We start from the raw sequence: 13,645 nt of genomic DNA on the forward strand, positions 1-13,645 counted from the left end.
GCGCCGGTCAGCCGAAGGCGCTGATCCCCGTCTCGGCCCGCCCGATGATGAGCTTCTGGATCTGCGAGGTGCCCTCGTAGAGCGTCATCACGCGGGCGTCGCGGAGGTACTTCGCGACCGGGAAGTCGTCGACGTAGCCGGCCCCGCCGTGCACCTGCACGGCGTTGTTGGCGGCCCGCACCGCGGCCTCGGAGGCATAGAGCTTGGCCTTGGACGCGGCCACGCCGTAGGGCTCACCGCGGTCGATGAGGTCGGCGCACCGCCAGGCGAGCAGCCGCGCCGCATCGGCGTCGAGGGAGATGTCGGCGATGAGGTCCTGCACGAGCTGGAAGGAGCCGATCGGCTTCCCGAACTGCGTGCGCTGGGTGGCGTAGGCCACCGAGGCCTCCAGGCAGCCCTGCACGATGCCGACGCACCCCGACGCGACGGCGAGGCGGCCCTTGTCGAGCGTGCCCATCGCGATCTTGAAGCCCTGTCCGACCTCGCCGAGGCGCGCCGCGTCCGGCACCCGTACGCCGTCGAGGAACAGCTCGGCCGTGGCCTGGCCGCGCAGCCCGAGCTTGCCGGTGATCGTGCGTGCGGTGAAACCCGGGGAGTCGGTCGGCACGAGGAACGCCGTCACGCCGCGCGGGCCGTCGTCGCTGGTGCGGGCGAAGACCAGCGCCACGTCGGCCCAGGTGCCGTTGGTGATGAAGAGCTTCTGGCCGTCGATCACCCAGTCCGAGCCGTCGCGGGTGGCACGCGAGGTGAGGTTGCCGGCGTCCGAGCCGGTGCCGGGCTCGGTGAGGCCGAAGCAGCCGAGCTTCGTCGCGGCCGCGAGCTGGGGGAGCCACTCCTGCTTCTGCTCCTCGCTGCCGTGGAACAGGATCGACTTGCCGACCAGGCCGCTGCTCACCGACACGATGCCGCGCAGTGCGGAGTCGGCGCGGCCGAGCTCCTCCATCGCGAGGGAGTAAGTCATGTAGTCGCCGCCGACGCCGCCGTACTCCTCCGGGATGGTGAGGCCGAAGAAGCCGAGCTCGGCCATCTTCGGCACGATCGCGAGGTCGACCGACTCGTCGTGGTCCCACCGCATCCGGTGCGGCACCGCCTCGCGCTCGAGGAAGTCGCGTGCGAGGTCGCGGAAGGCCTGCTGCTCCTCGGAGAGTGAGAGGTCCATCAGCCCAGCCCCTTCACGACAGTGCTTCCACGAGGTCGTGGTCGGTGACCCGTTCGGAGAGCCGCCGGAGGTGGTGGGGACCGTTGCCCAGCCACTGGTCGAGCACCTCGAGGTGCGCGGTGCCGACGCCGACGGCGTACTCCGCGGTCATGCCGATGCCGCCGTGGAGCTGGATGGCCTCCTGCCCGATGTGGCGCCCGGCCCGGCTCACCTGCAGGCCGACGCGGTCGGCGGCGTCGGCCACCGCGTCGCGGTCGCCGCCCGCGATCGTCATGGTCGCCCAGTCGACGACGCTGGTGGCCAGCTCGAGCGAGACGTACATGTCCGCGGCGCGGAAGGTGAGGGCCTGGAAGGTGTTGAGCGTGACCCCGAACTGCTTGCGGGTCTTGAGGTAGTCGGTGGTGGCGCGGACCTGGCTCTCCATCACGCCCAGCGCCTGGTTGGCGCCCAGGATCCGGGTCAGGTCGCTGATGGTGGCGATGCTCGCGGTCAGGTCGCGTCCCGGCTGGCCCAGCGGCGTCGCGGCGCTGTCGTCGAAGCGCACGCTCGCCGCGCGGGTCAGGTCGGCCGCGGCGTAGCCGGTGACCGTCGCGGCGGAGGCGTCGACCACGAAGGCGCCGGTGCCGCCGTCCGGCAGCGCGGCGGTCACGACGAGGTGGTCGGCGAAGGCGCCGCCGACGACGGGGTCGGCCACGCCCGACAGCGTCCACCCGTCGCCCGACTCGCTCGCCCGTACGCCGTCCGCCTGCGCGGCCCAGCGACCACCCGGTGACGTGTCGGCCGCGGCGAGCACGATCTCGCCGGCGCTCAGGCGACCCAGCAGGTCGGCCTTCTGCTCCGGCGTGCCGACCGCCGCGACCAGGCCGCCGGCGTGGACCACGCTCGCGAGGTAGGGCTCCGGCGCGAGCACGCGGCCGAGCTCGCGGCACACGATGCCGATCTCGACCGGGCCGGCGCCGACACCGCCGTGGTCCTCGCTGAAGGGCAGGCCCAGCACGCCCATCTCGGCCAGCCGGCCCCACAGGGTGCGGTCGAAGCCGGGGTCCTCGGCCACCGCGCGGCGCCGCGCGTCGTGGTCGGCGTACGCCGTCGCGAGCAGGCCGCGCACGGACTCGCGCAGCGCCTGCTGCTCGTCGTCGTAGGTGAAGTCCATGTCAGTCCTCTCCGGGCCCCTCAGAGTCCCAGGATCGTGCGGCTGATGATCTGGCGCTGGATCTCGTTGGACCCGCCGTAGATCGAGGCCTTGCGGAGGTTGAGGTAGGTCGGGGCGGAGCGGCGGGCCCAGCCCTCCTGCGGCGAGTCGTCGTCGGCACGCGCGGCGAGCGACGCGGGCCCCGCGAGGTCGAGCGCGAGCTCGCTCACGGCCTGCTGCAGCTCGGTGCCCTTGAGCTTGAGGACCGACGAGGCGGGGTGCGGCTCCCCGCCGGCGGAGTGGGCCACCACGCGCAGGGCGGTGAGCTCGAGGGCCAGCAGCTCGTTCTCCAGCTCGGCCACGCGGGCGCGCACGAGCGGGTCGTCCATCTGGGCGGCGGCCGTCTTCTTCAGGGTGGCCAGCGCCCGCTTGGTGGCGCCCACCGGGGCGACGCCGACGCGCTCGTTGCCGAGCAGGAACTTCGCGATCGTCCAGCCCTGGCCGGGCTCGCCGACCAGCAGGTCGCCCGGCACGCGCACGTCGGAGAACCAGACCTCGTTGACCTCGTGGCCGCCGTCGATGAGCTCGATCGGTCGCACCTCGACGCCGGGGCTGGTCATGTCGATGAGCAGCATCGAGATGCCGGCCTGCTTCTTCACCTCCGGGTCGGTGCGCACGAGGGTGAAGATCCAGTCGCCGTGCTGGCCCAGCGTGGTCCAGGTCTTCTGCCCGTTGACGACCCAGTCGTCGCCGTCGCGCACCGCGGTGGTGCGCAGGCTGGCCAGGTCGGAGCCGGCGTCGGGCTCGGAGAAGCCCTGCGACCACCAGATGTCGAGGTTGGCTGTCGCCGGCAGGAAGCGCTCCTTCTGCTCCTGGCTGCCGAACTGCGCGAGCACCGGCCCGATCATCGAGGCGTTGAAGGCCAGGGGGATCGGCACCCCGGCGCGCTGCATCTCCTCGTGCCACAGGTGGCGCTGGAGGTCGGTCCAGTCCTGGCCGCCCCACTCGGTGGGCCAGTGCGGCACCGCGAGCCCCTCGGCGTTGAGGGCGCGCTGGCTCTCCACGATCTGGTCGCGGGTCAGGTGACGACCCTCGAGCACGGCGTCGCGGATCTCCTGCGGCACCTTCGTGGTGAAGAAGTCCCGCATCCGGGTGCGGAACTCCGCGTCGGCGGGGCTGAGCTCGAGCTGCATGCGACTCCCTTGTTCCGGGGCTTGTCCGATGACCGGTCCGACGTACGACGAGGCCGGCCGCACCATCATGGCGCGGCCGGCCTGACGAGGCGAGGCGTCAGCTCGCGGTGGCGTCGCTGTCGAGGGTCACGGTGGCGTCCTGCGTCTTGCCGTCCCGGTTCCAAGTGACGGTGACCTGGTCGCCCGGGCGGTAGGAGCGGATCGTCGCGACGAGCGAGTCCGCGCCCGTGATCCGGTGGTCGTCGACGGAGGTGATCACGTCGCCGGCCTCGGCGGCCGTGGAGCCGGCGGTGACCTCGGCGATCTTGGCGCCCGCGGCGTCGTCGGTGATCCGGATGCCGAGGCGTGCGTGCGTAGGCGTCTCGCCCTTGGCCATCTGGTCGACGATCGGCATCACCTCGTCGATCGGGATCGCGAAGCCGAGGCCGATGGAGCCCGACTGACCCGACGAGCCGTACGGCGACTGCGACGCGGCGGTGCGGATGGAGGAGTTGATGCCCACCACGGCGCCCGTCATGTCGGCGAGCGGGCCACCGGAGTTGCCGGGGTTGATCGCGGCGTCGGTCTGGATGGCGGGGTAGGTCGTGGAGTTGCCCTGGTCGTCGGAGCCGACGTTGACCGGGCGGTCGAGGGCGCTGACGATGCCGCTGGTGACGGTGGCGTCGAGGCCGAAGGGGGAGCCGATCGCCACGACCCCCTCGCCCACGCCGAGGTTGGCCGACTTGCCGATGGTGGCGGCGGTGAGGCCGGAGACGTCGGTGGCCTTGATGACGGCGGTGTCGGTGAGCGGGTCGGTGCCGAGGATCTCGGCGTCCGCGCTGCTGCCGTCGTCGAAGGACACCTTCAGCGAGCCCCCGCCCTGGGCCATCTCCACGACGTGGTTGTTGGTGAGGATGGTGCCGTCGGAGGTCAGGATGATGCCGGAGCCCGACGCCTCGCCCTGCTGGCCGCTGACGTCGATCTTGACCACGCTGGGCAGCACCTTCTGCGCCACCGACTCCACCGACCCGTCGGCGGCCGGCGCCTGCGTCCGGCTCGACACGGTCGAGGTCGTGGTCGCGGCGGCACCCGCCGCGCTCACCGGCTCGTCGTGGGTGGCGTCCCACACCGCCGCGCCGCCGAGGCCGGCGCCGCCGCCCACGAGGAGGGAGGTCGCGACGACCGCGGCGGCCAGGCCCGAGCGCCGGCGCCGGGGCTCGGGCTGGGGGGCGAGCGGCCCACCCGGCCCACCCGGTCCCCCCGGTCCGCTCGACCACTGGTGCGGCTGCTGGAAGGGGGACTCGGGCCGGGGGTCCGGCCCTGCGGGCTGGTGCTGGTGGAAGGGTCCGTCGCTCATGTCTTCGACGATGCGTCGCGACCCTGTGGATGCGCTGAGAACGTGCTGGGAAGTCCAGAAACCTCGTGGCGCCGCGAGGCAGCGCCGACGCGGCTGCAAGATCGGGGCCTCCGCACGCGGGGCGCCGATGAAAGATCTTGCAGGCGTTGCAAGACCTGCCAGGTTCCGCCTAGTGTGACGGCCGCCACGCTGCTCGGCCGCCCGGGGCGGCCACCACCTCTCGGGAGTCCCTGTGCGTCGATCCTCCGTCCCTGCTGCCCTGGCGGGCCTCGCCACCGTGCTCGCCTCGCTGGTGGCGCTGCCCGCCCCCGCGCAGGCCGACCACCGCGCCGAGCCGCCCACGACCGTCACCCTCGTGGGCAGCCTGCAGGACGAGCTCGGCTGCGAGCAGGACTGGGCGCCCGGCTGCGCCGCGTCGGGGCTCTCGCTGACCGACGACGGCACCTGGGCGCTCACCGCCGACGTCCCGGCCGGGTCCTACGAGCTCAAGGTCGCGATCAACGGGTCGTGGGAGGAGAACTACGGCGCCGGCGGCGAGGCGGGAGGGGCCAACCTCCCGCTCGTGCTCGAGCACACCGCCCGCCTGCAGTTCACCTACGACGACGCCAGCCACCGCATCGCGTTCGCGCCCGCCGAGCGACCCTCGGCCACCCCCACCGACGCCGACCGGCAGCTCGCCGGCACCTCGCTGCGCAGCCCGCTGACCCGGGAGAACTTCTACTTCGTGATGGCCGACCGGTTCGCCAACGGCGACCCGACCAACGACGCGGGCGGTCTGTCCGGCGACCGGATGAGCACCGGGCTCGACCCGACCGACAAGGGCTTCTTCCACGGCGGCGACATCGCGGGGCTGTCGGACCGGCTCGACTACATCTCCGGCCTCGGCACGACCGCGATCTGGCTCACCCCGAGCTTCAAGAACCGGCCGGTGCAGGGCACCGGTGACCAGGCGAGCGCGGGCTACCACGGCTACTGGGTCACCGACTTCACCCGCATCGACCCGCACTTCGGCACCAACGCCGAGCTCGAGGCCTTCATCGACCAGGCGCACCAGCGCGGCATCAAGGTCTTCTTCGACATCATCACCAACCACACGGCCGACGTCATCGACTACTCCGAGCAGCGCTACGGCTACGTCGGCAAGGACGCCGAGCCCTACCGCGACGCGGCCGGCAACCCCTTCGACGACCGCGACTACGCCGGCGGCGACGACTTCCCCGAGCTCGACGCAGAGACGTCGTTCCCCTACACGCCCGTGTTCCGCTCCGAGGCCGACCGCACGGTGAAGGCGCCGGCCTGGCTCAACGACCCGACGAACTACCACAACCGCGGTGACTCGACCTTCGCCGGCGAGTCGTCGACGTACGGCGACTTCGTCGGCCTCGACGACCTGTTCACCGAGCAGCCCGACGTCGTCGACGGGATGACCGACGTCTACGAGGCGTGGGTCGACCTCGGCATCGACGGCTTCCGCATCGACACCGCCAAGCACGTCAACATGGAGTTCTGGCAGCAGTTCGCCCCCGCGATCCGCGACCACGCCGCAGCGATCGGCAACGACGACTTCTTCGCCTTCGGCGAGGTCTACGACGCCGACCCGGCCCAGCTCTCGCGCTTCAGCACCACCGGCCGGCTCGACGCCACCCTCGACTTCGGCTTCCAGGACGTCGGCACCGGCTTCGCCAAGGGCGCTGCCACGACGCGGCTGCGCGACTTCTACGCCGCCGACGACCTCTACACCGACACCGACTCCAACGCGTACGCCTCGCCGACCTTCCTGGGCAACCACGACATGGGCCGGATCGGCACGTTCCTCAAGGACAGCGGCGACGTGCTCCAGCGCGACCGCCTGGCCCACTCGCTGATGTTCCTCACCCGCGGCCAGCCGGTCGTCTACTACGGCGACGAGCAGGGCTTCGTCGGCGACGGCGGCGACAAGGACGCCCGCGAGGACATGTTCGCCAGCCGTGTCGACTCCTACAACGACAACGACCTCATCGGCACCGACGCCACGACGGTGGTCGACAACTACGACACCAGCCACCCGCTCTACACCACGATCCGCGACCTGGCGCGGCTGCGCCGGACCTATCCCGCGCTCGCCGACGGCGCACAGCTGCACCGCTACGCCTCCAACGGCGCGGGCGTCTACGCCTTCAGCCGCATCGACGCCGACGAGAAGCGTGAGTTCGTCGTCGCGCTCAACAACGCCACCACCGCCAAGACGGTGACCATCGGCACCGAGATGCGGCGCGGCACCTTCAAGCAGGTCTGGCCGGCCACGAAGCAGTCGCTGCGCACCGACGCCGAGGGGCGTACGTCGATCACGGTGCCGCCGCTGTCGGCGGTGGTGTGGCGCGCCGCGGGCACCCTGCCCGAGCGCGAGGCCGCGCCGGCGATCCACCTCGAGAAGCCGTCGGCCGGCGGCGTCGTCGGCGGCCGGGCGCCGATCACCGTCGGTGTCCCCGATGGCGGCTTCAACGAGGTCACGGTCGCGTGGCGTCCCGCCGGCGCCGACGGCTGGACCGCGCTCGGCACCGACGACAACGCTCCCTACCGCGTCTTCCACGACGTCACCGCGATGCCGAAGGGCTCGCTGCTGGAGTACCGCGCGGTCCTGCGCGACAGCAGCGGCAACCTGTCGGTCGCCTCGTCGTGGGCCACGGTCGGCGACCCCGAGGCCGAGCCGACGCCCGACGGCGGCGGTGAGGGCGGCCCCGTCACCCAGCCCGGTGCGGTGTCGGTGCCGGGCAGCCTGAACTCGGAGATGGGCTGCCCGGGCGACTGGCAGCCCGACTGCGCCGAGGCGCAGATGTCGCTCGACCCCGCCGACCTGGTGTGGAAGCGGACGGTCACGCTGCCGGCCGGTGACTACGCCTACAAGGCCGCCATCGACGGCGCCTGGACGGAGAACTACGGCGCCGGCGGTGTCCCCGGCGGCGCCGACATCCCGGTGCGGGTCGACGCGACGCGCGCGGTGAGCTTCTACTACGACCACGCCTCGCACTGGGTCACCAGCGACGCCAACGGCCCCATCCTGACCCTGGCCGGCAGCATGCAGTCCGAGCTCGGCTGCCCCGGCGACTGGGACCCGGCCTGCATGCGCGGCTGGCTCAAGGACCTCGACGGCGACGGCACCTACACGCTCGCCGCGACCCTGCCCGCCGGCAGCTACGAGACCAAGGTCGCCCACGGCCTGTCGTGGGCGGAGAACTACGGTGCCGACGGGGTGCGTGACGGCGCCAACATCGGTTTCGACGTCGGCTCGGGAGGAGTCCAGGTGGTGTTCAGCTATGACGTGGCCACGCACCGGCTGCAGGTCTCGACCCGCTCCGCCGGGTCGACCCCCGACCTGGGCAAGGCGCGCGCCCAGTGGCTGCGCCGCGACCTCCTCGCCTGGGACGTGTCGGACCCCGCGTCGCGCCGCTACCGGCTGCACTGGTCGGGCGCCGGCGACCTCGCGGTCGACGCCGAGGCCGTCACCGGCGGCTCGAGCGTGCCGCTGACCTACGACCCGGCCGGCCTGCCCGCCGACGTCCTCGCGGACTTCCCGCACCTGGCCGGCTACGAGGCGTTCCGCCTCGACCGCAGCGCGCTCAAGCAGGTGCCGGAGATGCTCACCGGCCAGCTGGCGGTGGCGTCGTACGACCAGGGCGGCGCGCTGCACGACGCCACCGGCGTGCAGGTGCCCGGCGTGCTCGACGACGTGTACGCCGACGCCGCCGACGCCGACCTCGGGCCCACGTGGTCGGGGCGCCGGCCCACCCTCGCGCTGTGGGCGCCGACCGCGCAGGACGTGGCGGCCGTGGTGGCCGGACGTCGGGTGCCCATGGAGCGCCGGCGTGACGGCACCTGGACGGTCTCGGGCCCCGCGTCGTGGAAGGGCGCGCGCTACACCTTCGAGGTGAAGGTGTGGTCGCCGTCCGTGCAGGCGGTGGTCACCAACCGGGTGACCGACCCCTACTCGCTGGCGCTGACCACCAACTCGCAGGAGTCCGTGCTCGTCGACCTCGCCGACCCGGCGCTGGCCCCGGCCGGGTGGGCGCGCACGAAGGCGCCGGTCATCGCACAGCCGGAGGACCGCAACGTCTACGAGCTGCACGTGCGCGACTTCTCCATCGGCGACGAGACCGTGCCCGCCGCCGAGCGCGGCACCTACCTCGCCTTCACCCACGACGACACCGCCGGCATGCGTCACCTGCGCCGGCTCGCCGACGCCGGCCTCAACACCGTGCACCTGCTGCCCGTCTTCGACATCGCCACGATCGAGGAGCGTCGCGGCGAGCAGGCCGTGCCCTCCTGCGACCTGGCCTCGCTGCCGCGCGACTCCGAGCGGCAGCAGGAGTGCGTCGAGGCGGTGCGCCCGACCGACGGATTCAACTGGGGCTACGACCCGCTGCACTACACGACGCCGGAGGGCTCCTACAGCACTGACCCGGAGGGCCCCCGCCGCACCGTCGAGTTCCGCCGGATGGTGCAGGGCCTCAACGGCGCCGGCCTCCAGGTCGTGATGGACGTGGTCTACAACCACACCGCCGCGAGCGGCCAGGACCCGAAGTCCGTCCTCGACCGGATCGTCCCTGGCTACTACCACCGCCTCGACGCCAAGGGCGCCGTGGAGACCTCCACCTGCTGCTCCAACACCGCCACCGAGCACCGGATGATGGAGAAGCTGATGATCGACTCGGTGCTCACCTGGGCCCGGGACTACCACGTCAACGGCTTCCGCTTCGACCTCATGGGCCACCACTCGCTGGCGAACATGACCCACCTGCGCGCCGCGCTCGACGACCTCACGGTCGAGCGGGACGGCGTCGACGGCAAGGCGATCTACCTCTACGGCGAGGGCTGGAACTTCGGCGAGGTCGCCGACGACGCCCGCTTCACCCAGGCCACCCAGCGCAACCTCGCGGGCTCGGGCATCGGCTCCTTCAGCGACCGGCTGCGTGACGCCGTGCGCGGGGGAGGGCCGTTCGACGAGGACCCGCGCGTGCAGGGCTTCGGCTCCGGGCTGTTCACCGACCCCAACGGCGCGGCCGTCAACGGCACCGCCGACGAGCAGCGCGAGGACCTCCTCCACCTCGAGGACCTCGTCAAGCTCGGGCTCGCCGGCAACCTGGCCGACTTCCGCTTCCGGTCCTCCGAGACCGGCGAGGAGGTCGCGGGCTCGGAGGTCGACTACAACGGGCAGCCGGCCGGTTATGCCGCGGACCCGGCCGAGACGGTCACCTACGTCGACGCCCACGACAACGAGACGCTCTACGACTCGCTGGCGCTCAAGCTCCCCGCTGGTACGTCGATGGCCGACCGGGTGCGGATGAACACGCTCTCGCTGTCGACGGTCGCGCTCTCGCAGGGCGTGGTGTTCTGGCACGCCGGCACCGACCTGCTCCGCTCCAAGAGCCTGGACCGCAACTCCTACGACTCCGGCGACTGGTTCAACCGGGTCGACTGGCAGCGCCGCGACAACACCTTCGGCTCGGGCCTGCCGCTGCGCGCCGACAACGAGGCCAAGTGGGGCTTCATGCGCCCGCTGCTGGCCGACCCGGCGCTCGACCCCGGCCCCGAGGCGATGGACGCCGCCCACGCGCGGGCCCAGGACCTGCTGCGGATCCGTACGTCGTCGCGACTGTTCCGCCTCGGCAGCCTCGAGCAGGTGCAGGCCAAGGTGTCCTTCCTCGACGCCGAGCCCGGCGTGATCGCGATGCTCGTCGACGACACCGTCGGCGCCGACGCCGACCCCGACCGTGATGGCGTGCTGGTGGTCTTCAACGCCTCGCCGCAGGCGCAGACCGTCACCGGCACGGGAGCCGGCTGGACGCTGCACGACGTGCAGGCATCCGGCACCGACCCGGTCGTCAGGGGCAGCACCGTCGCCGCCGACGCGGTCACGGTGCCGGCACGCACGACGGCGGTCTTCCAGCGCTGACCCCCGCACGCACGAACGCCCCCGGCCGCTGTGGCCGGGGGCGTTCGTCGTGCGTGCGTGACTACGCCCAGCGCTCCGAGGCGGGGACGAAGGTGAGCTCGCGGTCACCGGTGTAGATCTGCTTGGGGCGCGCGATCTTCTGGTCCTTGTCCTGCACCAGCTCGGCCCACTGCGCCAGCCAGCCCGGCGTACGGCCGATGGCGAAGAGCACGGTGAACATCTCCGGCGGGAACTGGAAGGCCTCGTAGATCAGGCCGGAGTAGAAGTCCACGTTGGGGTAGAGCTTGCGCTTGACGAAGTACTCGTCCTCGAGCGCGATCTTCTCCAGCTCCTTGGCGATCTCGAGGAGCGGGTTGACCCCGGTGACCTCGAAGACGTCGTCGCAGGCCTTCTTGATGATCGTGGCGCGCGGGTCGAAGTTCTTGTAGACCCGGTGGCCGAAGCCCATCAGGCGCTCGTTGCCGTTCTTCACGCCCTCGATGAAGGCGGGGATGTTCTCCTTCGACCCGATGCGCTTGAGCATCCGCAGGACCGCCTCGTTGGCGCCGCCGTGCAGCGGGCCGTAGAGCGCGCCGACACCGGCCGCGACGGCCGAGTAGGGGTCGACCTGCGAGGAGCCGACGGAGCGCACCGCGTTGGTCGAGCAGTTCTGCTCGTGGTCGGCGTGCAGGATGAACAGCACGTCGAGGGCCTTGACCAGGCGCGGGTCGGCCTCGAACTTCTGCTCGCTCATCTTGAACAGCATCGAGAGGAAGTTGGCGGTGTAGCCGAGGTCGTTGTCGGGGTAGACGAACGGCTTGCCCTGCGCGTGGCGGAACGACCAGGCGCCGAGGGTCGGCATCTTCGCGATCATGCGCACGATCTGCATGTGGCGGTTGTCGGCGTCGCTGATGTTGCGGGCGTCGGGGTAGAACGTCGACAGCGCGCCGACGGAGGCCATCAGCATGCCCATCGGGTGCGCGTCGTAGCGGAAGCCGTGCATGAACGACTTCACGTTCTCGTGCACGAACGTGTGGTAGGTGATCTCGTGCACCCAGGCGTCGTACTGCTCCTTGGTGGGCAGCTCGCCGTGGATGAGGAGGTAGGCCACCTCGAGGAAGTTGGACTTCTCCGCCAGCTGCTCGATCGGGTAGCCGCGGTACTCCAGGATGCCCTTGTCGCCATCGATGAACGTCACGGCCGAGCGGCACGAGGCGGTGTTCACGAAGCCGGGGTCATAGGTGGCCAGGCCGGGCTCGTCGTCGGTGAGACGGATCTGCCCGAGGTCCTTGGCGGCGATCGTGTTGTCGGTGATCGCGATGTCGTACTGCTGACCGGTCCTGTTGTCGGTGACAGTCAGTGAATCCTTGGCCGCTACGTCGGTCACGAGGGCTCCTGTTCATACGTCTTTGTACGTCTTGGGTCCGTCCAACCTAGCCGCGGTACGCGCGCGAGCGCGAACCGGTGTCCATGCCCGTCCCGCCCCCTGTGGGCTGCGCCACCTCAGCGCCCGGCCACCCGGTCGGCCACCCGCGCGACGCGGCTCGTGCGCGCCAGGCCGGCGTCCTCGCGGCGGTCGGCGGCGCGGTAGAGGCGGTAGAGGGCGTGCACGCCCAGCCACCGCAGCGGCTCCGGCTCCCAGCGGCGCACCCGGTGGCCGGTCCACGGCAGCCGGGTGAGGTCGGTGTCGTGGCCGAGCACGAGGTCGCGCAGGGTGCGCCCGGCCAGGTTGGTCGCGGTGAGCCCCGACCCGACGTAGCCACCGGCGTGCCCCAGCCCGGTCGCGGGGTCGTACGCCACGCTGGCGCTCCAGTCGCGCGGCACCCCGAGCACGCCGCACCAGGCGTGGTCGAGGGCGATGCCGCGCAGCGACGGGAAGAGGGTGGTCAGCGTCGAGCGCAGCGACTCGACCGTCCAGTCCTGCGTGCGCCCCTGGATGTCGGTGCGCGAGCCGAAGCGGTAGGGCACGCCGCGCCCGCCCAGCGCGATGCGGCCGTCGGCGGTGCGCTGGGCGTAGCAGTAGGCGTGCGCCTCGTCGCCGAGAAGCTCCTCGCCGGCCCAGCCGATCGCGTCCCACTGGCCGGGCGTGAGGGGCTCGGTGACCACGATCGCGGAGTTCATCGGCAGCCAGTCGCGGCGGTGGCCGGCCAGCCCGGCGGTGAAGCCCTCCAGGCAGCGCAGCACGACCGGGGCGCGCAGCGTGCCGCGCTCGGTGACGACCACCCCCGGCTCGACGCGTACGGCCCGGGTGTCCTCGTGGATGCGCACGCCCCGCTCCCGCACGACCCGCGCCACGCCCGACACCAGCCTGGCCGGCTGCACCCGTGCGCAGTCGGGGTCGAACCGCCCCGAGACCGCGCCGGCGACCCGGATCCGCTGCGCCACCTGTTCCGCGTCGAGCTCGCCACCCAGGCGCTGGGCCTGCGCGCGCGACCGCGCGACGTAGAGGACGCCGCTGCGCACGATGTCGGCCTCGACGCCCTCGCGCGCCGCGACGTCGATGACCTCGTCGACGGTGCCGCGCAGCGCCGCGCGCAGCCGCGCGACGCCGTCCTCGCCCGCCACGGCGGCGTACGTCGTCGCGCTGCCGGCCAGCTCGCTCGAGAGCCAGCCGCCGTTGCGCCCCGAGGCGCCGAAGCCCGCGAACTCGGCCTCGACGACGCGGATGTCGAGGGTGGGGTCGGCCTCGTGCAGGTAGAAGGCCGTCCAGAGGCCCGTGAGCCCGCCGCCGACGATCGCCACGTCGCAGCGCGCGTCGCCGTCCAGCCGGTCCGTCGGGACGGGCAGCCCGACCTGTTGCCACCAGAAGGAGACGCCACCGTTGCGCACGCGGTCATTGTGCTGCCCCGCCGTTTTGACCCCCACGCTCGGCGCGCCGTAACCTTGCTGGTCGCGACTCCTGCCGCGTCCGCTCCTT

7 protein-coding genes are annotated in these 13,645 nt (G+C 72.1%); 1 reads left to right on the forward strand and 6 read right to left on the reverse strand.

The window, feature by feature from the left end:
- Positions 1 to 7: 7 nt before the first annotated feature.
- The 4 genes from ASG76_RS15645 to ASG76_RS15660 form a co-directional block, all read right to left on the reverse strand.
- On the reverse strand, positions 8 to 1,159 hold the full coding sequence (locus tag ASG76_RS15645; protein ID WP_056605419.1) for an acyl-CoA dehydrogenase family protein: 1,152 nt from the start codon (positions 1,157 to 1,159) through the stop codon (positions 8 to 10).
- Between the two features lie 13 nt (positions 1,160 to 1,172).
- Positions 1,173 to 2,312, reverse strand: a complete 1,140-nt coding sequence (locus ASG76_RS15650) for an acyl-CoA dehydrogenase family protein (RefSeq protein ID WP_056605421.1) — start codon at positions 2,310 to 2,312, stop codon at positions 1,173 to 1,175.
- A 20-nt stretch (positions 2,313 to 2,332) separates the two neighbouring features.
- Positions 2,333 to 3,484, reverse strand: coding sequence for an acyl-CoA dehydrogenase family protein (locus ASG76_RS15655; protein ID WP_056605424.1), 1,152 nt, complete (start codon positions 3,482 to 3,484; stop codon positions 2,333 to 2,335).
- A 97-nt stretch (positions 3,485 to 3,581) separates the two neighbouring features.
- On the reverse strand, positions 3,582 to 4,820 hold the full coding sequence (locus ASG76_RS15660; protein WP_157559153.1) for a S1C family serine protease: 1,239 nt from the start codon (positions 4,818 to 4,820) through the stop codon (positions 3,582 to 3,584).
- A gap of 232 nt (positions 4,821 to 5,052) precedes the next feature.
- On the opposite strand from ASG76_RS15660, the gene pulA reads away from it, so the two are divergent.
- Positions 5,053 to 10,749 carry a pullulanase-type alpha-1,6-glucosidase gene (gene pulA, locus ASG76_RS15665; protein WP_056605427.1) on the forward strand — a complete coding sequence of 1,899 codons (5,697 nt, stop codon included), beginning with the start codon at positions 5,053 to 5,055 and terminating at the stop codon, positions 10,747 to 10,749.
- Between the two features lie 61 nt (positions 10,750 to 10,810).
- On the opposite strand, the gene ASG76_RS15670 is transcribed toward pulA, so the two are convergent.
- Both ASG76_RS15670 and ASG76_RS15675 read right to left on the reverse strand, forming a co-directional pair.
- Positions 10,811 to 12,115, reverse strand: a complete 1,305-nt coding sequence (locus ASG76_RS15670) for a citrate synthase (RefSeq protein ID WP_056605430.1) — start codon at positions 12,113 to 12,115, stop codon at positions 10,811 to 10,813.
- A gap of 116 nt (positions 12,116 to 12,231) precedes the next feature.
- On the reverse strand, positions 12,232 to 13,557 hold the full coding sequence (locus ASG76_RS15675; RefSeq protein WP_235529669.1) for an NAD(P)/FAD-dependent oxidoreductase: 1,326 nt from the start codon (positions 13,555 to 13,557) through the stop codon (positions 12,232 to 12,234).
- Positions 13,558 to 13,645 lie beyond the last annotated feature (88 nt).

It is taken from the genome of Nocardioides sp. Soil774 (assembly GCF_001428125.1).
Classification (GTDB): Bacteria; Actinomycetota; Actinomycetes; order Propionibacteriales; family Nocardioidaceae; genus Nocardioides.

What these genes read in the sequence shown, in the direction of transcription:
- ASG76_RS15650 (WP_056605421.1), bottom strand. Translation starts at nt 2,312, where the DNA reads ATGGACTTCACCTACGACGACGAGCAGCAGGCGCTGCGCGAGTCCGTG.
- ASG76_RS15655 (WP_056605424.1), bottom strand. Translation starts at nt 3,484, where the DNA reads ATGCAGCTCGAGCTCAGCCCCGCCGACGCGGAGTTCCGCACCCGGATG.
- ASG76_RS15660 (WP_157559153.1), bottom strand. Translation starts at nt 4,820, where the DNA reads ATGAGCGACGGACCCTTCCACCAGCACCAGCCCGCAGGGCCGGACCCC.
- ASG76_RS15645 (WP_056605419.1), bottom strand. Translation starts at nt 1,159, where the DNA reads ATGGACCTCTCACTCTCCGAGGAGCAGCAGGCCTTCCGCGACCTCGCA.